The following is a 23,354-nucleotide window of genomic DNA, read 5'->3' on the forward strand; positions in this document are numbered from 1 at the left end:
TGCCGGGGAGGGCGGGTAAGTGGCACCCTGTCGTACTCTAATGAATACGGCAGGGAGGCCAAATGCGAATTGCCATTCTCGATGACTACCAGCTCAGCAGTCAGACCATGGGGTTGCCCGAGCCCCACCGGTTGACACGTTTTACCCGTCCGGCACCGGATCGACAGACCCTGATCGAGCGGCTCTTGCCCTTTGATGCGTTGATCCTGATCCGCGAACGCACCCGGCTCGACGGCGCGCTGCTCGCCGCCTTGCCCAATCTGAAGGTGATAAGCCAGACCGGACGCGTCAGTGGCCACATCGATCTGGAGGCCAATCCATGACTCTTGAAGCCCTCAAGCGAGAGCTGGAGCTCTTTGGTGAACGCCACGACGCCGAGACGGCCCATCATGGCCAGCGAATGCTCAACATCACCCGGGACACGGGGGAATTTCTGGGGGTACTGGTACGCGCTACCGGTGCCAAGAGGGTGCTTGAGGTGGGTACTTCGAATGGCTATTCGACCCTCTGGCTGGCCGAGGCGGTGCGTGATGCGGGCGGCAAGGTGATGACCCTGGAGCTACAGGAGAGCAAGCGCATGCTGGCGCTCGCCAACGTCGAGCGGGCCGGGCTCTTGCCCTGGATTGAGCTGGTGGGGGGCGATGCTGAGGCGACGCTGGAGAAGCTGGCCCCGGGGAGCATAGACCTGCTGTTTCTCGACGCCGACCGCAGCCGTTATCAGGGCTGGTGGCCGCAGTTGCAACGCCTGCTTGCCCCGCGGGGTCTGCTGGTGGTCGATAACGCGCTCTCCCACGCTCATGAGCTGGCCGACTGGCGGGAAGAGGTTGAGGCCGACCCCCGATTCGCCACCAGCCTGGTGCCGGTGGGAAAGGGGGAGTGGCTGGTGACGCGCCGTTAGGGGAGCGTGAGGGTAAAGCGGGCACCGCCGAGAGGGGATTCGTCCACTCTGATGGTGCCGCCGTAGGAGTCGACTATCTCGGCCGCGACGGCGAGACCTATCCCTTGTCCCCCCGAGCTGTCGGCGCGTACCCCGCGCTGGAAGATCTGCTCGCACTTGCCCGGCTCGATGCCGGGGCCGTCATCCTCGATAAGGATCAGCAGGCGCTTCTCCTTGTAGCGCAGGGTCACCTGCACCTGGGAGATGGCGAACTTGCAGGCGTTGTCGAGCAGGTTGCCCATCAGCTCCATCAGATCGCCCTGATCCCCGGAGAAGAGGGCATCGTCGTCGAAGTAAAAACGGGTCTGCAGCTTCTTGTGGCGATAGACCTTGGCCAGACTGGCGAGCAGCTTCTCGATGAGGGGCACAGGCTCGGTACCGCGTTTGGAGAGACCCTGGCGACCGGTCACGGCGCGCCGCAGCTGATACTGGATGATCTGATCCATGGTGAGGATCTGGTCGTTGAGACTGTCGTTGGCCTCACGTCCAATCCCCGCATCCTGCGCCGTGATCTGGATGAGGGCGAGGCGGGTCTTGAGGCTGTGGGCGAGATCGTTCAGGGCGTGCTGATAGCGCAGGGTCTGCTGGCGTTCGTTCTCCAGCAGCTGGTTGACCGATTCGGTCAGCGGCAGTAGCTCACGTTCATATCCGCTCGAGAGGGCCTCACGCTTGCTCTCCCTGATCTCGTCTATCTCCTGGCGCAGGGTGTAGAGGGAGCCGAGAGTCCAGCGGGTGGTGAGCAGCAGCAGGCCAAACAGCAGCAGGTAACCGGCCACTGCCTGGCGGATCCGCTTGCCGAGGTAGGCGCGGGTTGCCTCCAGATAGCGTTTGGCCGTGTCGATCATCACCACATAGTAGGTGACCGGCAGCCCCTGCTCACTGCGGGAGAAGCGCATGCTGTAGATGAAGTAGTTCCCCTTGGTCAGCGCCAGATAGCGAAACAGGTAGTCCTTGTCCTCCTTGCCCAGGTAACGGGTGAGATCGTCACAGATCTTCTCTTTGACGGCCAGCACCTCGGGCATATAGAGATTGGACCAACTCATCTGGCCATCGGCACGGCAGATCAGGGTATCGAGGGAGGGATCGATGGCCTCCCGGTTGATCAGGATGGCATCGGGATCATTGCCCTTCTCCTTGAGCCCGCTCGCCGAGAGCAGCCGGGAGAGGTTCTGGTTCATCCGGGTGCTGTACTCCTGGGTCAGCTCTTCCGAATAGGTGCGATAGAGGGCGTAGACGGCCACGGCGGTGATGAGACCTATCACCACCATGGAGCTTAACAGCAGCTTGAGATGCAGGGAGCGGCGGATCAGTTGCATGAGAGGTTAAAGATATAGCCCTGGCGCCGAATGGTCGAGATGGGCTGGATATCGCCACTGGGGTCGAGCTTCTTGCGCAGGCGGCTCACCATCACCTCTATGGTGTTGGGATCCCCCTCGCCATCCCCGTAGAGCTGGTCCAGAAGCTGTTGCTTGGAGACCACCTGGCGGGCGTTGCGCATCAGGTATTCGAGGATCAGGTACTCGAAGCTGGTGAGGGTCACCACCTCGCCCGCGACTTTCAGCTCCTTGCGTGACAGATCCAGCTCATAGTCGCCGGCGCACACCCGCGGGGAGATAAAGCCGGCGCTGCGGCGCACCAGGGCATTGAGTCGGGCCAGCAGCTCATCTTTTTGAAACGGCTTGACCAGATAGTCGTCGGCCCCCGCCTCGAGCCCTTCCACCTTGTCCTGCCAGTTTCCCCGGGCGGTGAGAATGATGATGGGGAAGGGGATCTGCTGTTCGCGCAGGCGGCGGATCAGGGTCAAGCCATCCATGCCGGGCAGGCCGAGATCGACGATGCCCACATCGATGGGATAATTGTCCGCAAAGTGGAGCGCCAGTTCACCGTCGTGGGCGTTGTAGATCTGATTACCTGCCTCCCCCAGCACAGTGGTGAGGTGGTGGTTGAGCAGCTTGTCATCTTCAACGAGAAGGATCTTCATCTTGGTATCCAGCGAATCGGTTTGGCGTCTATCTTATGCAGACTCGGGGGGAAGGGGTCAATCCGGAGGGTATCAAACAAGCCTGAACCGTGACTGGACGCAAACAAAAAGCCCTGCACTTGCAGGGCTTTTGGCTTATTCCAGCTCGGAGAGGCACATCTCTTCGTGCAGTTGCTTGCACCACTTCTGAACGCGCTCGGCGGTCAGTTCGGGCTGGCGATCCTCGTCGATGCCCAGACCCACGAAGTGCTTGTCGTCGACCAGCGCCTTGGAGGCCTCGAACTCGTAACCTGCGGTTGGCCAGTGACCGATGATAACGGCGCCGCGTGTTTCAACCACGTCACGCAGGGTTCCCATGGCGTCGAGGAAGTACTCGGCGTAGTCCTCCTGATCGCCACAACCGAAGATGGCCACCAGCTTGTTGTTGAAGTCGATCTCTTCGAGCTCGGGGAAGAAGTCGTCCCAGTCGGCCTGGGATTCGCCGTAGTACCAGGTCGGGATGCCAAAGATCAGCAGATCGAAGTTCTCGATATCTGCCTTGCTGCTCTTGGCGATGTCGTGGACCTCGATCAACTGCTTGCCCAGCTCTTTCTGGATCATCTTGGCGACAGCTTCGGTATTACCGGTATCGCTGCCAAAAAACAGACCTACACTTGCCATGGTGTCTCGTTACCCGTTTGTGGTGTTGATTCTGGAAATCATCAGACGGCCGCCTCGGGGAGGAGGGCATCCATCTGCTGCTTCAGGATAGATTGGATCAGCTCGGCACGGCTGACATTCTGGCGCTCGGCCAGCTGGTTCAGGCGTTCCAGCAGGTCGGCCTCCACCTTCAACTCGACTCGCTTGAGCCCATTCTCGCGATCGCGCTTCAGCTGGTTGCGCTTGTTGATCTTGAGCTGTGCCTCGCGGGGGAGTGGGTTGGTTTTCGGCCGGCCCGGGCGTTTTTCGTTGGCGAACAGATCCAGAGTGGTGCGATCAGCTTGCTGCTTGGCCATACAACTTCTTTTTTAGCCGATCCCTGCGCCTTCCCAGCTCAGTTCGATCAGCCCCTTGGCGACAAAACCCGCGCACCCCAGAAACAGTACCAACCAGACGATAAAGCGGCCAAACTTGGGCACGTTGCCCCGTTTGAGCACGTCATGGATGGCGAGACCGATCAACAGAAATACGGCCAGAAAGAAGATCTTTAGGCCGAGACTTTCAATTAAATCAATATGTTCACTCAACATGGGATGCGCACACTCCTTATGACCGGCGCACTATAGCATAAAGGCCTTCGTACTGTTAACCGCCTGTCGACAGGAAATCCACAACCAAGCGGTTGAACAGGGAGGGTTTTTCCGCGTGCAGCCAGTGCCCCGCCGGACTCACCACCCTGGCCCTGGCCGCCGGGAACTGGGCCGTGACCGATGGCTGATGGGCGGGCAGCAGATAATCCGACTCCGACCCCTTGATAAAGAGGGTGGGGCCGTCGAAGCGGGAGAGGGGATCCGGCCAGCCCATGATATCCCCGTAGGCCCCTATGATGGCGTTTACGTTGAAGCGCCACTCCCAGCCATGCTCCCCCTTGGCGAACGACTTGAGCAGAAACTGGCGCACCCCGGCCTCTTCCACATGGGCGGCGAGGATGGCATCGGCCTCGCTGCGCCCGGCAGGCGTCGCGGCGTTCACCGCCTGCAGGCCGGCGAAGACATGCTGGTGGCGAGCATGGGGATAGGCGACCGGCGCCATATCCACCACCACCAGGCGGCTCACTCGTGCTGGTGCCTGCTTGGCCACCTGCATGGCGATCTTGCCCCCCATGGAGTGGCCGATAAGGGTGGCCTGAGCCAGCCCGAGCGCATCCATCAGGGCGAGGATGTCGTCGGCCATCTCCGGGTAGCTCATGCTCTCTCGATGAAAAGAGGCGCCGTGGTTGCGCACGTCGACGCTGATAACATCGAACCCCTCGCTCAAGGGACGGGCCAGCAGGCCGAGGTTGTCGAGGCTGCCAAACAGGCCGTGGATCAGGATGACCGGCTCACCGGTGCCCTGACGTTTGAAATTAAGTAGCAAAATTACCTTCCTGCCGCATGTTCATTGATTCGATGATTGTTGTAATGTGCTGAAAGAAAACAGTTTCGATCAACTTTTAGGTAAATTGATGTGGTAATGTTCCAACAAAATACCCCAGAGGGTGCACAGGATCACATACCGGCCTCGCCATTATGCCTTATTCTTGGCCCATTGCCGCGCATGCCCCTTCCCTTGGGCTGGCGGGGCTGCCTATGTATAATCGCCGCATCCGTTTTCCCATGAGCCCAGTGCCAACCCTATGAAAACCATCGAGCTTGATGACGATCTCTACCTCTACATCGCCAGCCAGACCCGCCATATCGGTGAGAGTGCCTCGGATATACTGCGCCGCCTGCTCGCCCAGCCGGTCGCCACTGGTGAGACCGGGGCTGCGGTGACCAGAAAGCCGGCCCAGGCGAGCGCCTCGGCCAGCGGTCTGCTCGCCCTGCTCGAGGGCGGTGAGTTGGCCCAGGAGGAGCGCTCCATCCAGCGTTTCATGCTGATTCTGGCCAGCCTCTACGGGGAGAACCCGGTGGCCTTCACCCAGGCTGCCGAGATCAAGGGGCGCAAGCGGATGTACTTCTCCCGCGATCCCGAGGCCCTGCGCGCGAGTGGCAGCACCACCAAACCCAAGCCGGTACCCGGTACCCCCTTCTGGGTGATCACCAACACCAACACCAGTCGCAAGCAGAACATCATCGCCCAGCTGATGAGCAGCATGGGTTATGAGGAAGAGCTGACGACCCGGGTATGTGCCGCCATCTGATTCATCGTTAGCAAGGAAAGACGACATGGCCCTTCATTCTCACGCCGGTCAACCGGCTCGCGCCGAAGACCTGACCAACATTCCCCGTCTGGTCAGCGCCTACTACCTCAACAAGCCGGATATGAGCCGTCCCGAGCAGCGGGTCGCCTTCGGGACCTCAGGTCATCGGGGCAGCAGCTTCGACGGCGCCTTCACCGAGTCCCATATTCTGGCGGTGACCCAGGCGCTGGTGGAGTATCGCCAGCAGGCCGGCATCCGTGGACCCCTGTTTGTGGGCATGGATACCCACGCGCTCTCCGAGGCGGCGCTGGCGAGCGCCGTCGAGGTGCTGGCAGCCAACGGCGTCGAGGTGCGTATTCAGGCCGGTCTCGGCTACACCCCGACGCCGGTCATCTCCCATGCCATTCTGGCCTACAACGGCGCCGGTCACGCCGAGCAGGCCGATGGCGTGGTGATCACCCCGTCCCACAACCCGCCGCGCGATGGTGGCTTCAAGTACAACCCGCCCCACGGCGGTCCGGCCGAAGGGGAGATCACGGCCTGGGTCGAGGCTCGCGCCAATGCCATTCTCGAAGCGGGCCTGGTGGAGGTGAAGCGGGTGCCGTTTGCACAGGCGCTGACCCTGGCCAACGTGGTTGAGCACGATTATGTGACCCCCTATGTGGACGATCTCGAACAGGTCATCGATGTGGAAGCCATCAGGAAGGCAGGCATCAAGATAGGCGTCGATCCGCTCGGTGGCTCCGGCGTGGCCTATTGGGATGTGATCGCCAAGCGCTATGACCTCGATATCGAGGTGGTCAACTACCGGGTCGACCCCACCTTCTCCTTCATGACCCTGGACAAGGACGGCAAGATCCGCATGGATTGCTCCAGCCCCTATGCCATGGCAAGCCTGATTGCGCTCAAAGACAAGTTCGACATCGCCCTGGGTAACGACCCGGACTACGATCGTCACGGCATCGTCACCAAGGCCGGGTTGATGAACCCGAACCACTATCTGGCGGTGGCGATCCAGTATCTCTTCACCCATCGTACCGGCTGGCCAGAGGCCGCCGCCGTGGGCAAGACGCTGGTCTCCTCGTCCATGATCGATCGGGTCGCCGCCGATATCGGCCGTACCCTCAAAGAGGTGCCGGTCGGCTTCAAGTGGTTCGTCGATGGTCTCTTCAGTGGCGACTTCGGCTTTGGGGGTGAGGAGAGCGCCGGCGCCTCCTTCCTGCGCAAAGACGGCCGCGTCTGGACCACCGACAAGGATGGCTTCATCCTGGCGCTGCTGGCCGCCGAGATCCTGGCGGTCACCGGCAAGGATCCCCAGGCGCACTACGACGCCCTGGAGGCGCGCTTTGGTCGCTCCAGCTATCGCCGTATCGACGCCCCGGCCAACACGGCCCAGAAGGCGGTGCTCTCCAAGCTCGATCCGAGCCTGGTCGAGGCCTCCAGCCTCGCCGGCGAACCCATCCTGGCCAAGCTCACCGCAGCCCCCGGCAACGGGGCGGCCATCGGTGGTCTCAAGGTGGTGACCGAGAACGGCTGGTTCGCGGCGCGCCCCTCCGGCACCGAGTCTATTTACAAGATCTACATGGAGAGCTTCCGGGGTGAAGAGCACCTGGATCTCATCCAGAAAGAGGCCCAGGAGATCGTCTCCGCCGCCCTGGCCAAGGCCGGGGTCTGAGCCTCTTGCATCTCGGGGCCGCCTGCGGGCGGCCCTCTTTTTTTCTCCCTTAAGGTCTTCTTAAGTTTGCTGCGGCACCCTCACTCCATCCTTTTTGATGGGGAAGTTCCATGCCGTTTCGTCTTTCCATGTTTCGTCTGCACCTCTTGCTGGTGCTCTACTTTGCTCTGGTGCTCAACTGGCCCGTGTTCTTGCACATGGCCGATATCCTGCAGCGTCTGGACCATGTCAAGGTCGGCTTCGCAATCTCAATTCCGCTGTTTCTGGTCGCGGCCCTGAACCTGGTCTTCTTGCCGTTCTCCCTGCGTTTCGTGCAAAAACCCTTCTTTATCCTGATGCTGTTGACCGGCTCTCTGGCGAGCTTCGCCATGCTCAAGTACGGGGTCCTGTTTGACAGCTCCATGGTACGCAACATCATAGAGACCAACTCGGGGGAGGCGGGCTCCTATTTGAGTCTGCCGAGTACCCTCTGGTTCTTGCTGACCGGTCTGTTGCCGGCCCTGCTGCTGCTGCTCACCCGGATCGAATATCCGCAGGACTGGTGGCGCGGTGCGGCCATGCGTTTGGCGGGGGCGGCTCTCTCTGTGGTGGTGGTGGCGGGTATTGCCGCACTCTATTACCAGGACTACGCCTCGGTGGGGCGCAACAACAAGATGCTGACTCACCAGATCGTCCCCTCCAGCTATGTGCATGCCACCTGGAAGATAGTGCGGGATCGCTACCTGACGCCTCCCATGCCCTATCGGGAGATAGGCAGCGACGCCCGCTTGCAGGCCAACGCGGGTGAGAAACCGACCCTGCTGTTCCTGGTGGTGGGTGAGACGGCGCGTGCCCAGAACTATGCCCTCAACGGCTATGGTCGCGATACCAATCCCTATACCCGCAAGGAGGGCGTCATCTCGTTTGCCAAAGTCTCTTCCTGCGGCACCGCCACCGCCGTCTCTGTGCCCTGCATGTTCTCCAACCTGACTCGTGAACACTATGACGATCGGGTTGCCTACAGTCAGGATGGCGTACTTGACGTACTGCAGCGCGCCGGGGTTTCTGTGCTGTGGAAAGAGAACGACGGGGGCTGCAAAGGGGTGTGTGACCGGGTGCCCACCATAGAGCGTGATCCCAAACAGTATCCCGAGTTGTGCCGGGGTGAGGCCTGTCTCGACGCGGTATTGCTCGACGGTCTCGAGGGGCAGATCGACAAGATGAAGGGTAACAGCCTGGTCGCCTTCCATCTGATGGGGAGTCACGGTCCTACCTATTTCCGCCGTTATCCACAAGGGCAGCGTGCCTTTACCCCCGATTGCGCCCGCAGCGACATCGAAAACTGCTCTTCAGAGGCGCTGGTCAATACCTATGACAACACCATCCGCTACACGGACTGGTTTCTGGGGCAGTTGATCGAACGGCTCAAGGGGCTCGAGTCCCGCTATCGGGTCGGTCTCATCTATCTGTCGGATCACGGGGAGTCCCTCGGTGAGAAGGGGCTCTATCTGCACGGCACCCCCTATGCGCTGGCACCGCAAGAGCAGACCCATATTCCTATGCTGATGTGGCTCTCGCCCGAGTTTTCCCAGAGCAAGGGGATCGATCAGGGATGTTTGACCCGGGAGGCCAGGGAGGGGAGCTTCTCTCAGGACAACCTGTTTGACACCCTGCTCGGTGTCATGGATGTGAGCACCAAGATCTACCGACCCGGGCTCGATCTCTTTCGCAGCTGCCGCGCCTCGTAACCGGCGAGCAGAAACAGTGAGGCCAGGCATTTGCCTGGCCTCACTCATAGCGGGGGGATTACTCGACCAGTGCCGGCTGCGCCGACTTGTCGGCCCGCCACAGGCGATAGCGCACCTCGTACTCTTGGGGAATGTAGATGACGAAGGGGAGCCTGGAGTTGTAGTTCAGGAAGTAGCCCTGGCCGTAGACCTGGACGAACGACTCCTTCTTTTGGGGATCCGGGCAGGCCATCAGGGTCGAGATGGGGTCGGAGACCTGGCCAAGGGAGAGGTAGTTATAGCCCCATCCCTTGACACTGTGCTGCTCCAGGTTGCCCGAGAAGCGGGGCAGGTTGCAATCGACCATCATCATCTTGCCCACCTGGAGCTCGACCATCATGTCGGCCTCGTTCTCCACTTCCGGCAGGCGGATCACCACACGTTCCTGGTTTGGCTCGGCCGCCGGGAACATGCTGATATCAAATTTTTTCGGCTCGTCAGCAAAGGCGTGACCACCCAGCATCAAGGCGCCCAGCAGGCTGAAACGCACTATGGTTTTCATCGGTACCTCACGGGGATTGCATTAACGCCGCTAGACTAACCGTTTGTCCACCCTGATACCAGCGCCGCAACACTGCTGCATCATAGGGTTAGCGACAAATTGAGGCGAGATCGCACAAGGGTTCGCCAGCGGGTACAAAAAAGGCGCAAGGGTGACCCTGCGCCGTCTCTGTCCGGTGGCCATGGCGTGGCCGTGGGACCGGTTAATCGGTGCCGGTCATCGCACAGTGAGATAACAAAGACCGACCCGCTCTCATCAGGAGGATTTGCCGCTGCGCACATCCTTGATAAAGGCCTTGAGAGAGGCCAGATCGCGCGGGGCGCCGCGCAGCACCTGATCGCCGACGATAAAGGCGGGGGTTCCGCTGATCCCCAGGGCCTCGGCCAGGGCCCGGTTGGTGCCCAGGCTCTTGCTGATGGCGGGATCCTCGAGCTTGGCCTTGGCCTTGCTCCAGTCTACCCCGGCCTCTTTGGCCAGCTTCTCCACCTGAGCTTGATCGCTGAGGTGGCCCTGGAAGGCGACCAGCTTGTCGTGGAACGCCTGATACTTGCCCGGCTGGGTCAGTTGCACCGCCAGGGCGGCGCGAGCGGCATAGAGGGAGGTCTCGCTCAGGATGGGGAACTGCTTGTAGATGTAGCGAATGTCCTTGTCTTCCTTGAGCAGCTCGGTGATCAGCGGATGAGCACGTTTGCAGTAGCCGCAGTTGTAATCGAAGAACTCGACGATAGTCAGGCTCCCCTTGGGGTTGCCGATCTCGGGATCCTTGTTGTCGTAGAGCTGCTTGGCGTGGGCCTTGATGAGATCCTTGTCGTTGGCGGCCTGCATGCTCTCCTGCTTGGCACGCAGCTCGTTGGACATCTCGACCAGGATCTCCGGGTTCTTCAGCAGGTAGTCACGAACGATCTGCTCCACGTCGGACTTGGTCAGCTCGGCAGCCTGCAGTGGCAGGCCCATCAGGGTGGCGCCAGCCAGGGCACCGATCAGAACGGATTTGATACGCATGATACTCGTCATCGCAGGATTGGGTCGCCCTATAGTGGGAGAGTGGTCAGAGATGTCAAGGGAGGGGAGGGTAAAAGGACCATTTTGCTACCATGTTCGTCACTTTGTCGATTTAATCGGCAAACGAAACCTTGAGGGATTTACAAGGGGAAACGCCACGGTTAGTATTCACGCCACTGCTGCGGAGGGGTGGCAGAGCGGCTTAATGCAACGGTCTTGAAAACCGTCGATGGGCGACCATCCGTGGGTTCAAATCCCACCTCCTCCGCCATCTACATAGCCCAACCGATGTAATCGGTTGGGCTTTTTCGTTTTCGTCTGCCACCTCCCCTCTTGGGATCCTCTGGGCTGCGCTGCTTATTCGGCGTAACGATCGCGCAGGGTCCTGATCGCCTCATCGAGCTGATTGCGCTGCTCTGTGTCTCCGAAGCACTCGTCGGGGAGCAGCTGGATCAGCTTGCCCAGGGCGTGCAACAGCCGATAGTGCTCCAGCGGCGACTGGGGGGGCAGCATCTCCTCGAGGGAATCGGCGTTGACCCAGATCTGTTCGACAAGCTGCACCACCATGGCCATCAGCCCCTCTCCGCTAATGGCGGGCATGCCGAGCGCCGTGGCGGCCTGATCGCAGTAGGCTTCCAGCCCGAGCAGGCGAAGCAGCTGTCTGAGATCGCCGATCACGGCGGCCAGATGGCTGCCGACTATGGGTTGACCGCTGGCCGAGAGCTCATAGGCGATCAGACGCAGCAGGGTGCGGATCTTGCGTTGCCGCTGCCGCCGCTCCCCCAGTTGCCCCAGCCACTGGGAGAGTTTCTGGCGCGGGGCGCTGGCTCTTTGATAGAGGCGCACCAGCTCCTGGCGCAGACCGGGCGTCACGACCCCGAACTCGAGGGCACCAAACAGCGAGAGAGTCGTCTCCTCCTCTCCCATCAAGGAGGTCAGCGCCTGCTCCATGCGAGTGCGCAGTCGTCCGTCGGGCTTGCCGTGGGCGAGCCAGAGTGCCAGTTGCAGCGCCGCCGCACCGGGCTCGGGATGTTCGGCCTGAAGGGCCGCGAGGAGCTGGGGTGACTGCTGCCAGGTACCGTCATCGAGCAAATCTTCCAGCTCGCTTGGCTCGACCAGGGCCACCTCGGCGACCAGCTTGTGCATCAGCACGCGGCTGCGCCCGCTCACCTCTTCCTCCTTGCTGCGGCGTATATCCTTGAGGCGTCCCCCCAGAGCGAAGCCGAGATCTTCCTGGGTCTCCTCCAGGGCGTCGCTTTGAAATTCCGAGAGCTCGGCCTGGGCCAGGGCGAGTACCGAGGGGGCATTGCTCTCGTGGGGTGTCAGGGGCTGGGCCTGACTCTGGCTCTCGGTGGGGACCCGACCAATCAGATTGATGTTGAGCATATGGGCTCCTTGCGATGGGGCCGTCAGGCCTGTTGTCGGGTGGCGGGGGCGTCGATGAAGCGCGCGAGCACGCTCGCCTGTTGCACCGGATTGTCCAGATGGATGCGAACCAGTCCGTTATCCAGGATGGCTTGTCCCTCGCTTAAGTCTGGATCGGCCTGGAGCGTGACCTCGTTAACCTCGCCCCAGCTCGCGCTGGCGGCCCCCATGGCGGCAGGGGGGAGCAGCAGGGTGACTCTGCCACCGGGTAGCAGCTCGGTGACACGGCGCTCGATGCGGCGCAGCAGCAGCGCATTCTGATCCTGCTGCCCGAGCAACTCCTCCAGGGCTTGGGCGGTGAGGTGTCGCCACCGTTGGCTCACTTCACGGGCGATGAGCTGCTCCATCTCCTGCTCACCACAGAGCCACTGCACCGCCTCCTCGGCGGCACTGGCACGGGCTGCCAGGGCCAACGCTTTGGCTTCACACCTGGCGGCGTCGAGCAGGCGAGCCGCCTCTTCCCTGGCCTGGGCCAGGCAGACTTCCCCCTCGGCGCGCAGGGCCGCCGCTGCCTCATGGCCCTGAGCCAGGATCTCGTCCAGACGCTGGCGGGTCTGTTCCCGCTCGGCCAGCAGATCCTGCGTCAGTCGCTCCCGTGGGCAGGGCCCTGGCAGGGTTCCGATGACGAGATTCAGCGGATTGTTCATAGCCACCTCACGAGTTTTTGCAGCACAGGGATCGGGCACTCCCCGGGGGGCGGTTGCCCGCCGGGGGCAAGGAGCAACCGGCAGGCACGCAGGGCCGGATCCTGAGTGTGGGCGAGCCAGGCTGCCCCCAGGCCCATGGCCGTCTCTGGCAGCGCCTCGGGGTCGAGCTCGGGCAGGGGGCCACTGGGGAGCAGTGCCTGCAACTGACCCAGACTCAGGCCGTCGAGGCGCTTGGCCAGGCTCTCCCGATAGGGGCGCAGCAAGAGCAGGGCCCCTCCCTGCATGGCCCAGAGACCGAGGGCCAGCAACAGGGTCTCACGGCGCCCTTCCTGCAGCAGTTCGTCGGCGAGGGGGGTCAGCACAGGGGGCTTGCCCTCCAGCGCCAGCTGCTGGCGCAGCAGGCGGTCGAGATCCGGTCGGGTCAAGGGATAGCGCTCATAGGTGAAGCGCCACCTGTCGAGCCCTGTATGGGCCCACCAGGCGGGATCCATCACCTGACCCGGGCAGTGCCACAGGCGGTAGAAGGCTTGCAGGGAGGGGCTCATGCCGCCCTCCCGGTCCGGCGACGCCACCAGATGGCCAGGGTCGCCATCATCCCCAGCAGGGCGGTGGCTGCGGCGGCCCCCAGGGCCTGCCAGGGGAGCGTCTGCCCATAGAGGGTGAGGCCATGGGACGCCTGCTCGGGGGCGGCCGGGGGCTGATAGCGATATTCGGCCCGCTGCAGGGTGAGGCTGATGCGATCCGGGGTGAGGCCGGGTATGCCATTGCGGATCAGGGCACGGATCTCGGCCTCCCGCGCCGGCAGGTTGACCTCGGGGCTGTATTTGATGAAGACGGCGGCCGAGGAGGGGGCGGGGGGCTCACCCTCCTGGGATCTGGGCTCGGCCACCGACACCTCGGCGGTGATGACCCCGTCCATGCTCCCCAGCATCTTCTCGAGTTGCTGACTCTTGAGGTAGTTGAGCTTGGCCTCCTCCTGCTCGGGAGAGGAGACCAGCTGGCCGCTTGGGAAGAGATCCTGCATGGTCACGGTACGTCGGCGCGGCAGGCCGTTTTGCCGAAGCACCTCGACGGCATCCACGAAGCGATCCTGATCCACCCTCAGGGTAACCCCCTCCTTCTCGACACTCTTGTCGGCCGGGATCCGGTTGTAGATGAGCAGGGCCAGCATCTGGTTGGCCTCGGCCTCATCGAGTCGGGTATAGAGCTCGCTCTTGCAGCCTCCCAGCAGCGGCAGCACGCAGAGCATCAGCAGCACGGCTCTCATGACAGGTTCACCAGTTTGTTGATGGTCTGGCCGAGGGAGCCGGCTACCTTGGCGGTGAGGTCGACGCCGACGGCCAATTCGGTGAGGGCACTCTGGGCCCCCATCAGCCCGTTCGGCGAGTCGCTGGTCTGGGGGCTGTTGAGCAGGGCGGCGAAGCGCTGTTGGGTAGGCAAGTCGACCTCGGCAGGGTTGGGCTGGGCGAGCGGGGTGACCGGCGCCAGGGCCTGGGCGATGGCGTGAATGGCATCGATGGTCATGATCTTTTCTCCTCAGACGGGGGGGTGAGCAGGGCTCGCAGGGGCAGGCACTCCTCGGCCGGCAGGCAAGCGAGACGAGCGCTGGCGGCCCGGCGACGGCCCAAACCAAAGAGCAGGATGGCCTCGCATTGGGCCAGTTGAGCGGGGTCATCCAGCCAGTCGGGCAGGGCGGCCAGGATGTCGTGCAACTCGGCGCGCAGGCCGTGGTTGACGGCGGCAAAGCCGGCTTCGACGATGAGACGGGGAAGGGGATAGTTCATAGGGTCACCCTATTTTGCTGATGATGCCCATCATCATGTCTTTGACGGCCTTCATGACCGAGCTCTCGTAGCCGATCATGACCGAGTACTGCTGCATGGCGTACTGGGACCGCAACATGGCCTGGGGATCGTTGTTGATGTCGCTGGACGCCATGGCGGTCTGGGCATCGTTGGCGGTGCGCGAAACCTGGCTGCCCAGTTGGGCGACGATGGCATCGATGTTCATGGGCTCTCCTTAGGATTGTCTGGCCAGCGACTCGCTGGCATCACCGCGCCGTACTTCGCTCGGGGTCTGGCTGAAGTGGCGCCGAAAGCTGTCTGAGAAGTGGGCGGCATTACAAAAGCCCGACTCCAGCGCCACATCGATCACCTTCTTGGGGGTGGTTTCGAGCAGCGCCCTTGCGTGCTCCAGTCGCTGCTGTTGCAACCACTGTTTGGCGGACATGCCGAACTTCTCCCGAAACAGCTGGTTGAATTTGCGCTGGGAGAGGCCGAAGAGATCCGCATAGCGGGCCACCGGCCAGGGCTCCAGGCGATAGCGGTGCAGCATCTCGAAGAGGTCTGCATCGGCGGCGACCAGAGGGCGCAGCAGCGCCGAGCAGCGGCGGCGCTCCACCGTCAGGGCATAGGCCAGCACCAGGCGCAGCATCGCCTCGTCATCGGCCTGACCCAGCCGGATCAGGGTTTGCAGCAGGGCGGGCTCCATCGGAACTGGCAGGGCGGGTTGAGTGGAGGGGTGATCGCAGCCGCCCTCCATCAGATGCTGCAGCTCCCGGCAGATGGGTTGCAGCCGCTGACCGCGGTAGCTAAAGAGGTGTCCCTCCTCGGGCACGGGGCCCGTGGTCAGCAACACGCCGGGCTCTTTGAGTGCGCTGCGGCTCTGCAAAGAGGGGACGAGCAGTAGGTGCAGAGTTGGCATGGTGTGCTCCTGTCTGGGATCCTGGATTCATCATGGGGCCGTCAGGGCATTCCCCCCATCAGGTCATCACCTGAATTGGCGCGGCTGACCCCATATCATCGACCCCGGGAAGCGCTGTGTTGGGCGCGCAGCCAGAGGGTCTCGATCACGGCGCGCGCCGCCAGGCAAGATTGGCGCTGGCGCTCGAGGCGGGCGTACTCCTCCGGGGGCTGGGGTTGGCGCAGGGCCTGGGCCAGCTGGTGAGCTCCGGCCTCAAGCTGGTCGATCAACCGGTGTCTGAGCAGCCCCTGGGGGTCGTGGGCGAGGCGCTCTTCGAGGTGGGTCAGGGTATCCATGGAATCCTCTCAACTGTGCAAGGGAAGAAAAACGAGGCGCTGGCGGCCGGCCAGAGAGACGCCGTCTGGCGCCACGGCGACCACCCGCATCCCCTGCTTGACCGGCGTGCCGGGCAGCAGGCGCATGCCGTTGGTCAACTGCAGATAGGGAGCGCTGGCGTTGCCACCGATCCCCGCCATGGGGGAGGGCAGGTAGTCGAGCTCGGTCACGCTGCCGGCTGCGCCGATAAAGCGCAGAGGGCGTTCGGTTCGGCCCTGGTTGAGCCGCTCGAGCAGAGCCTCGAGCCGAACCTGCTGCTCGGGGTCAAGCTGTCCCGAGAGCAGCCAGGCGTGCTCGGTGCGTCGGGCGCTGAGGCCATCGAGCAGGCTGCCTTGTGACAGGGCCGTGATGAGGCTCTCCAGCTCCTGGGCTCCGTGATCCGATAGCTGCCAGCCGCGCAGCCCGGGTAGTTGATCCAGAGCCCGGGCCAGATCGCTGGTATCCCCCTGAAAGGCCCCGTCGATCTGTGCCTCTCCCTGGGGGTCAAGCGTGACCGTCATATCCGGATAGCCGTAGCTGGCCAGCAGGGCCTTGACCGAGCGCTGCAGATCGTCATCGCAGATGGCCTCCTGCTGCAGGCGAACACCGGCCGCCTGCAGCCGTGCGGTGAGCGCCATCAGGGGGCGACTGGCGCGGCAGCGGCCGCTCAATACCAGGGAGCCGTCGCCCTGCCAGCTCCCCTGCAGGCCGGGCTCGGCGGCCAGCGCCGCGGGCAGCCAGTCGCGGGGGGAGGGGGTCGCTATCGGTGGGGCGGGCCACAGCAGGGTGGCAGCCCCGGCCGAGAGCGCCAGGGTGGTCAGCAGAGCCCACAGGGGGAAGGTCTGCTTGCCGCGGCGGCGTGCGATAAGGGGCGCAGGGGGCTCCTCATCGGAGTGGGCCAGCACGAAGTGGACGCCGGCCAGGTCGATCCCCGCGTGGATCGGGAGTACCCCCTCACCCTGGCGGCGACCCGCGACCCAGCAGGGGGTATCGGAGCAGAGAGCGACGCCGCTCGGGGTCACCTCCAGCCTGGCCTGTTCGCCCCGCTCGAGAGGGAGCAGCAGGTCGCTCTCTGCGGCCCCCAGGGTAAAGGGGCCGGGGGGAAGGCGGAGCTCCTGGCCCTGCAGAGGGCCGTTGAGCAGCTTGAGTTTGAAGCTGGTTTCCATGGCGACCTCACATCTGACGGGGTTCAGCCTTGATCAGGAAGAGGCGGACCACGCTGTGCTCTTTCTGGGTGGTGCTGCGAAACAGCGCGCCGATGAGCGGCAGATCACCGAGCAGGGGGATCTTGCGCACCCCTTGGGTGTGCTCATCCTGTACGAACCCCCCCAGCAGCAGGGCCTGACCGAGATTGAGGGTGGCCTGGGTGGCGATCTCCGCATTCTGGATCTGGGGCAGTGACTCGGTGCGGCTGATGGGTTCCCCCTGACGGCCATCCTCGATGTTGAGGGTGAGCAGCACCTTGTTACCGCTCGCCTCGTGAATGAGGCGAGGGGTGACCCGCATCAGGGCGCCGGCGGTGACCGACTCGAGCTTGGGGTTCTTCTCGCTCTCGAGCTTGGTATAGAAGGTGATACTGCGATCGAGCACCGCCTGCACATTGTCCAGGGTCACCACTGAGGGGCGCGAGACGATGCGCGCCTTGGATTGCTGCTCCAGGGCGGAGAGGCGGACCATGAAGTTGCCCGAGTTGGAGATGAGAGAGGAGAAGCTGTCGGAGCTCAGGCCACCGTTGTTGAAGCTGACGCTACCGCCACCGATGCGGGCCGAGGCGGACCAGTCTATCCCCAGCTCGTTGATGTCGCCGGCATCCACATCGATGATGGCCACCGAGATCTCCACCAGGGTCGGACGCTGGTCGAGCTGGGGGATCAGGCTCTTGTAGAGCCCCATATTCTGCTGGCGATCCCGCACCAGCACGGCGTTTTGACGCAGGTCGGCCGAGAAGGTGGGCAGGCCGCCGCCATCGGTGGGGACCGGGCTCTTGTTGTCGGGCAGGGGAAGGGATCGCCCCTGGGCCATCTCCCGCAATACCGACACGACCCCGGGAACCACCACACTCTGATTGCGATAGCTGTAGCTGGTGTCGCTGGCACTGGCGTATTTGAGGGGGAAGACGGCCACCGTCTCCTTGTTTTGCTCTTGATTAAGGTCCTGCTCGTCGAGCTGCTTGGCGAGGGTATTGACCTGGTTCAGGCAGGCCGGCACCCCGTTGACCTGCAGACTGTTGGAGCTGCCCACCTGGCGCACCTGGCAGGCGGCCCCGTCGAGCAGGCCACTGTGGCGCAGCAGGCGCGCCATGGCACCACCGCTCAGGTAGGCCGGCGAGAGCACCGCCTGCTCCATCTCCTGAGCCTTGTAGACGTAGAGGGTGTTGCCATCGTAGTAGGGGAGCAGTTGGTAGAGACGGGCCAGCTCGCTTAATACCCGGCCCCGGGGCTGGTCTTGCAGCTCACCGGCATAGGCCTCGGTGATGCGCGGACTGACCACCACAGGCAACCCTGAGTTGGCCCCCAGATCCCGCAGCACAGAGGCGAGCGGGGTATTCTGGCTGGAGACGAAGTAGGGGGCGCCCCGCCAGGGGATCGGCTGGGCCAGGGTCTGGGCGCAGAAGAGCCCGGTCCAGAGCAGGTGTAGAGCCTTGTGTTTCATGCAAACCTCCCGATGAAGGGGCGTGGTGGGGGCGAAGTGCGGGCCGCGGGGACCAGCAGTGCCGCCATGGCCAGTTGTTGCTTCAAAAGCAGCGCCAGCTCCACCTCGGTCAAGATCGCCGGATAGCGCCGTAGCAGCCATAGCACCCCCTCCTCCATATAAAGGGCGTCGTCACACGCCTCTGGCGTCGCCGCCAGCAGCAGGCAGGCCTGACGGGCTTGCTCGGGTGGCCAGGTCAGCGTCATGGCGATGCAGGGGCCGGTGGCAAAGTCGCGCCCCTTGAGGCGCCGTCCTTGCAGGGTGCCGGTGAGAGTCCGGTTACCCTGACTCCAGACGGGATTCGCTATCATCCTGGCCAGCCGCTGCAGGGCTTGTGGGGGAGTGAGGTCTCTGTTCATGGGATCATGATGGGAGGCAGGGGCCCCTTTTCGTATCGGGTGCACACCTGAATTGAGGCGAGAAAAAGGCCGCGCATGGCGCGGCCTCGGGATCAGGCAAAGCTAAAACTGTGTCGCCGCTCCAGCGGGGCCTGCTGATTGGGCAGGCCGTTTCTCAGTGCCTGCTCCAACAGCCCCTTCAGCCTGGTGACCTCCTGGGCAAACTGGGCCGCCTCCTGGGTTTTCACTGCCAGGTTATCGCTGACCTGGTGGAGTTGTTGCCGAGTCTCTGCAAGCGCCTTGTCTTGCTGTTTGATGGTTTTTTGGGTCTGGTCGAGCTGATCCTGCAGGCCGAATTTTTGCCGCAGCTCTTCGCCCCGCTGGGCGCGTGCCTGATCCAGCTTGGGCTGCAGTTGATCGACGGCTTTTTTCTGTCCCTCAAGCTCACGCCCCGTGAGGGCCTGGGCATGCTGCTGGGCTCCCTTTCGGGCTGCGTCGGCACTGACCAGACCCGCAACCGTCTCGACGCCCACCTTGCCTACTGTGATGGCAGGCATGGCATGGGCGAGGGCGGCCGGGGCGGCAACAGGCAGGAATCCACCGATGGCGACCGTGCCGACGGCCAGGGCTCCGCGGGTCAGCAAAGAGGTCACATTGGCAATCTGTTTGGCTTTTTCGTCCGAGGCGCCACAGTGTTTGCCCAGCCAGTGGATGGCGTTGCCCAGGGCATCTCCCCCCATGGCGAGCCCTTCTCCCCCCTGTTTCTTGCTCTGCCAATCCTTGTAGGCACAGGCCACATCGCCCACCGCCATGGCAAAACCGACGCCGGCCAGTGCCAGCAGTGGGATGCCGGCGCCGCCGGTGAGACCGGTCACCAGGGCGGCGGCTACCAATACGGCGCTGGCGGCGACCAGGGTCAACACCTTGGCGACAAAGCTGCGCTTGGCCATATCGACCCCGCACTGCTTGGCTGCGCTATCGGCAACCTTGGCTTTTTCTTCCAGGGTCGATGCCTTGAGTTCGTCACCCGACGGACCGGTATGGCTGAGGGTGATACCCATATCGTCAGCCGACAGGCGGCGATTGGCCGGCTCATGGGGGAGACGGTCGCTTTGATCGACATGGGAGAGGGATAGGGAACGGCTAATGTGTTCCATCGTTGGCTCCTGTTAGTGATTAAGGCTGGCCAGCTGGATTTCTGCCCGCTGGCGCAGCGCGTCGTAGCGCGGGTCCTGCTCTGCCTGCCCGAAGCAGAGGGCGATGACCGCATCGAGGGCATCGCGGGCCGCATCGGTTTCACCGAGTGCCTGCAGGCACTCGGCAATATGGAAAGGGGCGAAGGGATCATTGGCCTGCATCGCCAGGGTCTGGGAGAAGAGCGTCAGGGCATGGCGATACTCTCCCTGCTCCTTGAGGGCGCAGGCGAAGGCAAAGGGAAAGCGGCGATCCAGAGGTTGTTGCAGGGCGAGAAAGGCGAAGAGCTCGGTCGCCTCATCACACTCGCCCCGATTCCAGGCGTGATAGGCGCGCTCGTAGAGGCGCTCAAGCTCATCAGGAGGCGTCTGGTTGAGGGTCGCCAGGGTGGTGTTACCCTCCAGCAGTGCGAGGCAGTGCCGGAGTATGGTGTCGGTCTGTTCCTGCCGATCTGACGGGTTCATGGTAAGCCTCTCCTCAGGATGGTAGTGCCCATCCTAATCACTTTGGCCGGGCACCCTTTTGGCAAAATGGCGTTTTCTTTCTGGTTTACGCCTTTGGCCGCGTTATTTCAGGAGCGTCTGATAGACGCTGTTAATGGAGTCATAACCGGCACTGTGGTAGGCCGCGTGTACACCAAACACGGCGTCTTGCAGAGCGTGGTTGCTGATGTCGTATCCCTGTCGGGAGAGGTTGTCCAAGAGGATGCCCAGTTGTTTGATCCCCTCCCTGTGGTAATCACTCTTGACGAAGCCTGATGTGAGACGGTTGACGGCATCGGCGATGGCCTTGTTGTCAGGGTTGGCGGTTGGGGGGCCCGGTTGTATCGCCACAAAGGCAGCCTGATGTTTGTCTCTTTGGTAGCGGGCATCTCTCAGGGCGCGCTCCTCATCGTCACTACGGGGTGGCAGAGGGGGAAAGATCTGGTCAAAGGTCTGTTGCCGCTGCGTCTGCGGGTTGGGTTGGAGGGGCTGAACCTGCTGCAGGGCGGGCGGCGACAGGGGTTGTTGGCGCTGTGGTTGGGGCAACTGGCTTTGGATGTAGGTGGCCAGCGCCCGGGAGGTCTTGCCGTCACTAGAGCCTTTACCGAACAGATAGTTGCGGCTGACGTCTGCGTGATACTGCGCATCCGCACCCTGGCTGATGGTGACGTTATAGGTGTGTGAAAAACCGTTGTTACCCTTGGCGCCAAGGGTAAAGGTGGCGGGCATCTGCTGGTGTTGCAGTGTTGCGAGCTGTTGGCTCAGTTGGGCACGTGCTGATTGGGAAAGAGACTCCATGATGCACCTCTCGGTTGTCAGTAGAAGGGTTAAGCCATCAGGCCATGAATAAAGGGGCTTTGGTTGGGCGCGAGAGGGATGCTTGTCGCCTCGAGCAACCGCGAGTCCCACTGCTCGGCGAGATCAAGCATGGAGGCCATCTCGTCGGCTAACAGGATGGGCGTGCGAAGATCTCGCGTCCGGTAGAGGGTCAGGCGATCGCTGTCGGGATAGATGCCGATGCCATCACCGCCACGCATCGGCTCGAGGGCCTGATGAGCCAGATGCACAAAGAGGGGGCGAGTCAGCACATCGGGCAGCGGCTGACTACAGCGCACCGTCAGGTGAAGCCTCATCCCGTCGGGATCCCTCAGCACGGTGACGAGATAGGTGGTGCCATCGTCCCGTTCCAGGGTCAGGGTTTCGACGCCACTGTGTTCGAAGCGGGTGTGGATCCCCATGTTTGCGAGCTGCTGATCAATATCGGTATTCATCGATGGCTCCTTGGGTCAGTAACCAGTGTTCGCCTGGCGCTCTCTGAGTCGGGTCATCGCACAAGAGGCCATAGGCACAGATGTCATGGTGACCTTGCTCATTACGAAACAGCCCGCGCAAGGTCCCCTCATGGCGAAAACCGAGCCGCTCGAGCAGGCGCCGAGAGCGGTGGTTGTCGGCCTGAACCCAGCTTTGGACCCGGTGCAGGGGATGGCCCAGGGCACCGGCAAACAGGGATGGCAGCAGGCCTGAGAGGCAGTTTTGCATCAGCCCCTCTCCCCACAGGCGTGGGGAGAGGGCATAGCCCAGGGTGATGATGCCAGCCCCTTGCTCCCAGTCGGTCAGACGCACGACACCGCACAGGGCGCTCTCCCCCTCCTGGCGCAGGGCACTGATCCGGCCCTGCCCGGCGGGAAGGGCCAAGGCGTTGTCGAACCAGCGCCGGGCCGCGCTCTCCTCCATCCGGGCGGGGAGCCCGGTGAGGAGGGCAACCCTGGGGTCGGCGTAGAGCGCCCGATAGGCCGGGTAGTCCGCTTCCACCAGGGTGTCCGGGTAGAGGGGGCGGCGGCTCAATGACAGCGGTAGCGCAGCCATAGCTCGTCGTCCAGTCGCACCGGTTGCGCCCCCTCGGCCAGCATCAGTTCACTCAGGCGTCGCCGGGCCAGATCGAGTTGCCGATCGTGGGAGGCCGGCAGGATCATGGCGTCGATATAGCGCAGGAGTGGCACCGAACGAGTCAGGCGGCGCAGCAGGGTCATCAGGGCCAGCACGGCCTGGCCGTCGCTCTCGCGGGCGGCAAAGTCGCACAGGATGAGACGCTCACCTTCCTGGCGGTAGACCAGCTGGAAGCGGGGCGTCTCGATCCGTTGCCCGGCCAGAAAGTCGCTGCCGAGGAAGTGCTCCGGGGCCGGGTGCAGCCCCTGGGTCTGCATAAAGCGGGTGACATCATCCATCTTCTTCTCTCCCTTAGGACATGCGCACGCTGCTGGAGAGGCGCTCATGGGCCTGGGTCAGGGTCGTCAGGATCTCGCGCAGGTCGCTGGAGACCTTGAGCGCCTTGTCCAGTGTCTCGTCGGCGCGCTTGAGTTGCTGCTCGGCCAGACCATGCTGGTAGTCGGCCAGGGCCTGCCCCTCCTGGGCCTCGCGGCTGGCCTGATTACCAAAGCTGACGCCGGCAATCCCCTGGGCGATGCTGTCGATCCCGTGACCGACCCCACCGATGCCACTCAACCCCTCGGACTTGGCACTCAGAGCCCCAAACACCCCCTGGGCAACACCGCCGACAATCTGGGCGATGGCCTGGGATTGCTTGGCATCAAAGTCTTTCTCGATGGCATCGAGGCGGGTATTGAACGAGGTCTTCTGCATCTGGAAGGCGTTGTTTTGTTGGGTCTGCTGGTACTGGCGCAAGACGTCGCGCAGCTTGCCAAAGAGTTGCCCCAGCTGGACCATCAGCTCGTTGAGTTGGCCGATGGCATCCCCCCCCTGATCCCCGGGGGTGGAGGTCAGGGAGCTCAGAGAGCCGACGGCGCTGGTGCTGTTATCGATGGTGTTCATGTTACTC

The 23,354-nt window shown here is 63.0% G+C and carries 32 protein-coding genes and 1 tRNA gene; 6 read left to right on the forward strand and 27 right to left on the reverse strand.

The genetic code is table 11. The features are described 5' to 3' along the window. Window positions 1-62 precede the first annotated feature (62 nt). Together AB5Y48_RS14015 and AB5Y48_RS14020 are read left to right on the forward strand one after the other, a co-directional pair. Window positions 63-323 (forward strand): hypothetical protein, encoded by a 261-nt coding sequence (locus tag AB5Y48_RS14015; protein WP_050667070.1) that lies wholly within the window; start codon window positions 63-65, stop codon window positions 321-323. After that, window positions 320-898, forward strand: a complete 579-nt coding sequence (locus AB5Y48_RS14020) for an O-methyltransferase (RefSeq protein ID WP_136613164.1) — start codon at window positions 320-322, stop codon at window positions 896-898. The genes AB5Y48_RS14015 and AB5Y48_RS14020 overlap by 4 nt, the downstream gene beginning before the upstream one ends. On the opposite strand, the gene AB5Y48_RS14025 is transcribed toward AB5Y48_RS14020, so the two are convergent. From AB5Y48_RS14025 to AB5Y48_RS14050, 6 genes are all read right to left on the reverse strand, one after another. Beyond that, window positions 895-2,253, reverse strand: coding sequence for an ATP-binding protein (locus tag AB5Y48_RS14025; RefSeq protein WP_368164871.1), 1,359 nt, complete (start codon window positions 2,251-2,253; stop codon window positions 895-897). The two genes, AB5Y48_RS14020 and AB5Y48_RS14025, sit on opposite strands and share 4 nt — an antisense overlap. Further along, entirely contained in the window at window positions 2,244-2,918 is a 675-nt protein-coding gene (locus AB5Y48_RS14030) for a response regulator (protein ID WP_050667073.1), read from the reverse strand. The genes AB5Y48_RS14025 and AB5Y48_RS14030 overlap by 10 nt, the downstream gene beginning before the upstream one ends. A gap of 135 nt (window positions 2,919-3,053) precedes the next feature. Next, window positions 3,054-3,578 carry a flavodoxin FldA gene (gene fldA, locus AB5Y48_RS14035; protein WP_050667074.1) on the reverse strand — a complete coding sequence of 175 codons (525 nt, stop codon included), beginning with the start codon at window positions 3,576-3,578 and terminating at the stop codon, window positions 3,054-3,056. 41 nt (window positions 3,579-3,619) lie between these two features. Continuing rightward, window positions 3,620-3,913, reverse strand: coding sequence for a LexA regulated protein (gene ybfE / locus AB5Y48_RS14040; protein WP_060584915.1), 294 nt, complete (start codon window positions 3,911-3,913; stop codon window positions 3,620-3,622). Window positions 3,914-3,925: 12 nt separating this feature from the next. After that, a complete protein-coding gene (locus AB5Y48_RS14045; RefSeq protein WP_005347875.1) occupies window positions 3,926-4,147 on the reverse strand; it encodes a DUF2788 domain-containing protein in 222 nt (73 codons plus the stop codon). 55 nt (window positions 4,148-4,202) lie between these two features. After that, window positions 4,203-4,973 (reverse strand): alpha/beta fold hydrolase, encoded by a 771-nt coding sequence (locus tag AB5Y48_RS14050; RefSeq protein ID WP_368164874.1) that lies wholly within the window; start codon window positions 4,971-4,973, stop codon window positions 4,203-4,205. A gap of 259 nt (window positions 4,974-5,232) precedes the next feature. On the opposite strand from AB5Y48_RS14050, the gene seqA reads away from it, so the two are divergent. From seqA to AB5Y48_RS14065, 3 genes are all read left to right on the forward strand, one after another. Continuing rightward, a complete protein-coding gene (seqA, locus tag AB5Y48_RS14055; protein WP_050667077.1) occupies window positions 5,233-5,739 on the forward strand; it encodes a replication initiation negative regulator SeqA in 507 nt (168 codons plus the stop codon). A 25-nt stretch (window positions 5,740-5,764) separates the two neighbouring features. Next, window positions 5,765-7,414 (forward strand): phosphoglucomutase (alpha-D-glucose-1,6-bisphosphate-dependent), encoded by a 1,650-nt coding sequence (pgm, locus tag AB5Y48_RS14060; RefSeq protein ID WP_050667078.1) that lies wholly within the window; start codon window positions 5,765-5,767, stop codon window positions 7,412-7,414. 110 nt (window positions 7,415-7,524) lie between these two features. After that, window positions 7,525-9,141 (forward strand): phosphoethanolamine transferase, encoded by a 1,617-nt coding sequence (locus AB5Y48_RS14065; RefSeq protein WP_368164875.1) that lies wholly within the window; start codon window positions 7,525-7,527, stop codon window positions 9,139-9,141. Window positions 9,142-9,199: 58 nt separating this feature from the next. On the opposite strand, the gene eco is transcribed toward AB5Y48_RS14065, so the two are convergent. After that, on the reverse strand, window positions 9,200-9,682 hold the full coding sequence (gene eco / locus AB5Y48_RS14070) for a serine protease inhibitor ecotin (RefSeq protein ID WP_050667080.1): 483 nt from the start codon (window positions 9,680-9,682) through the stop codon (window positions 9,200-9,202). Between the two features lie 255 nt (window positions 9,683-9,937). Further along, complete coding sequence (locus tag AB5Y48_RS14075; protein ID WP_060584921.1) at window positions 9,938-10,684, reverse strand: DsbA family protein; 747 nt, start codon at window positions 10,682-10,684, stop codon at window positions 9,938-9,940. A gap of 183 nt (window positions 10,685-10,867) precedes the next feature. Here AB5Y48_RS14075 and AB5Y48_RS14080 point away from each other — a divergent pair. Continuing rightward, a tRNA-Ser gene (locus AB5Y48_RS14080) sits at window positions 10,868-10,955 on the forward strand. 86 nt (window positions 10,956-11,041) lie between these two features. Here AB5Y48_RS14080 and AB5Y48_RS14085 read toward each other — a convergent pair. The 19 genes from AB5Y48_RS14085 to AB5Y48_RS14175 form a co-directional block, all read right to left on the reverse strand. Continuing rightward, a complete protein-coding gene (locus AB5Y48_RS14085; RefSeq protein ID WP_136613194.1) occupies window positions 11,042-12,070 on the reverse strand; it encodes a TyeA family type III secretion system gatekeeper subunit in 1,029 nt (342 codons plus the stop codon). A 23-nt stretch (window positions 12,071-12,093) separates the two neighbouring features. Beyond that, window positions 12,094-12,756, reverse strand: coding sequence for a protein EsaK (locus AB5Y48_RS14090; protein ID WP_136613195.1), 663 nt, complete (start codon window positions 12,754-12,756; stop codon window positions 12,094-12,096). Further along, window positions 12,753-13,301: a type III secretion system domain-containing protein gene (locus tag AB5Y48_RS14095; RefSeq protein ID WP_021229302.1), complete on the reverse strand. Its 549-nt coding sequence runs from the start codon at window positions 13,299-13,301 to the stop codon at window positions 12,753-12,755. The genes AB5Y48_RS14090 and AB5Y48_RS14095 overlap by 4 nt, the downstream gene beginning before the upstream one ends. After that, a complete protein-coding gene (gene sctJ / locus AB5Y48_RS14100) occupies window positions 13,298-14,023 on the reverse strand; it encodes a type III secretion system inner membrane ring lipoprotein SctJ (RefSeq protein WP_050667084.1) in 726 nt (241 codons plus the stop codon). The genes AB5Y48_RS14095 and sctJ overlap by 4 nt, the downstream gene beginning before the upstream one ends. Continuing rightward, window positions 14,020-14,280, reverse strand: a complete 261-nt coding sequence (gene sctI, locus AB5Y48_RS14105; RefSeq protein WP_019840891.1) for a type III secretion system inner rod subunit SctI — start codon at window positions 14,278-14,280, stop codon at window positions 14,020-14,022. The genes sctJ and sctI overlap by 4 nt, the downstream gene beginning before the upstream one ends. Further along, window positions 14,277-14,540, reverse strand: coding sequence for an EscG/YscG/SsaH family type III secretion system needle protein co-chaperone (locus tag AB5Y48_RS14110; protein WP_019840890.1), 264 nt, complete (start codon window positions 14,538-14,540; stop codon window positions 14,277-14,279). The genes sctI and AB5Y48_RS14110 overlap by 4 nt, the downstream gene beginning before the upstream one ends. A 4-nt stretch (window positions 14,541-14,544) precedes the next feature. Further along, a complete protein-coding gene (gene sctF / locus AB5Y48_RS14115; protein WP_005356746.1) occupies window positions 14,545-14,766 on the reverse strand; it encodes a type III secretion system needle filament subunit SctF in 222 nt (73 codons plus the stop codon). 9 nt (window positions 14,767-14,775) lie between these two features. Next, entirely contained in the window at window positions 14,776-15,459 is a 684-nt protein-coding gene (locus tag AB5Y48_RS14120) for a helix-turn-helix domain-containing protein (protein ID WP_021229300.1), read from the reverse strand. Between the two features lie 95 nt (window positions 15,460-15,554). Next, a complete protein-coding gene (locus AB5Y48_RS14125; RefSeq protein WP_021229299.1) occupies window positions 15,555-15,794 on the reverse strand; it encodes an EscE/YscE/SsaE family type III secretion system needle protein co-chaperone in 240 nt (79 codons plus the stop codon). Between the two features lie 9 nt (window positions 15,795-15,803). Further along, window positions 15,804-16,979, reverse strand: coding sequence for a type III secretion system inner membrane ring subunit SctD (gene sctD / locus AB5Y48_RS14130; protein WP_021229298.1), 1,176 nt, complete (start codon window positions 16,977-16,979; stop codon window positions 15,804-15,806). Window positions 16,980-16,986: 7 nt separating this feature from the next. Beyond that, window positions 16,987-18,465: an EscC/YscC/HrcC family type III secretion system outer membrane ring protein gene (locus tag AB5Y48_RS14135; RefSeq protein WP_019840887.1), complete on the reverse strand. Its 1,479-nt coding sequence runs from the start codon at window positions 18,463-18,465 to the stop codon at window positions 16,987-16,989. Then, window positions 18,462-18,863, reverse strand: a complete 402-nt coding sequence (locus tag AB5Y48_RS14140) for a hypothetical protein (RefSeq protein WP_021229297.1) — start codon at window positions 18,861-18,863, stop codon at window positions 18,462-18,464. The genes AB5Y48_RS14135 and AB5Y48_RS14140 overlap by 4 nt, the downstream gene beginning before the upstream one ends. Window positions 18,864-18,955: 92 nt before the next feature. Then, window positions 18,956-19,999 (reverse strand): hypothetical protein, encoded by a 1,044-nt coding sequence (locus tag AB5Y48_RS14145; RefSeq protein WP_227002185.1) that lies wholly within the window; start codon window positions 19,997-19,999, stop codon window positions 18,956-18,958. 12 nt (window positions 20,000-20,011) lie between these two features. Further along, window positions 20,012-20,500: a SycD/LcrH family type III secretion system chaperone gene (locus tag AB5Y48_RS14150; RefSeq protein ID WP_019840884.1), complete on the reverse strand. Its 489-nt coding sequence runs from the start codon at window positions 20,498-20,500 to the stop codon at window positions 20,012-20,014. A 102-nt stretch (window positions 20,501-20,602) separates the two neighbouring features. Beyond that, window positions 20,603-21,316 (reverse strand): hypothetical protein, encoded by a 714-nt coding sequence (locus AB5Y48_RS14155; RefSeq protein WP_231686275.1) that lies wholly within the window; start codon window positions 21,314-21,316, stop codon window positions 20,603-20,605. A gap of 29 nt (window positions 21,317-21,345) precedes the next feature. Further along, the gene (locus tag AB5Y48_RS14160) at window positions 21,346-21,789 is read right to left on the reverse strand and encodes a CesT family type III secretion system chaperone (protein ID WP_050667088.1); all 444 of its coding nucleotides are present in this window, start codon (window positions 21,787-21,789) and stop codon (window positions 21,346-21,348) included. Beyond that, window positions 21,773-22,384 (reverse strand): GNAT family N-acetyltransferase, encoded by a 612-nt coding sequence (locus AB5Y48_RS14165; RefSeq protein WP_050576458.1) that lies wholly within the window; start codon window positions 22,382-22,384, stop codon window positions 21,773-21,775. The genes AB5Y48_RS14160 and AB5Y48_RS14165 overlap by 17 nt, the downstream gene beginning before the upstream one ends. After that, window positions 22,360-22,743 (reverse strand): type III secretion protein, encoded by a 384-nt coding sequence (locus AB5Y48_RS14170; protein WP_019840879.1) that lies wholly within the window; start codon window positions 22,741-22,743, stop codon window positions 22,360-22,362. The genes AB5Y48_RS14165 and AB5Y48_RS14170 overlap by 25 nt, the downstream gene beginning before the upstream one ends. A 13-nt stretch (window positions 22,744-22,756) precedes the next feature. After that, entirely contained in the window at window positions 22,757-23,347 is a 591-nt protein-coding gene (locus tag AB5Y48_RS14175) for a type III secretion protein (RefSeq protein ID WP_368164879.1), read from the reverse strand. Between the last annotated feature and the right edge of the window lie 7 nt (window positions 23,348-23,354).

The sequence above is a fragment of the Aeromonas sp. R6-2 genome (assembly GCF_040908155.1).
Lineage (GTDB): Bacteria > Pseudomonadota > Gammaproteobacteria > Enterobacterales > Aeromonadaceae > Aeromonas > Aeromonas schubertii.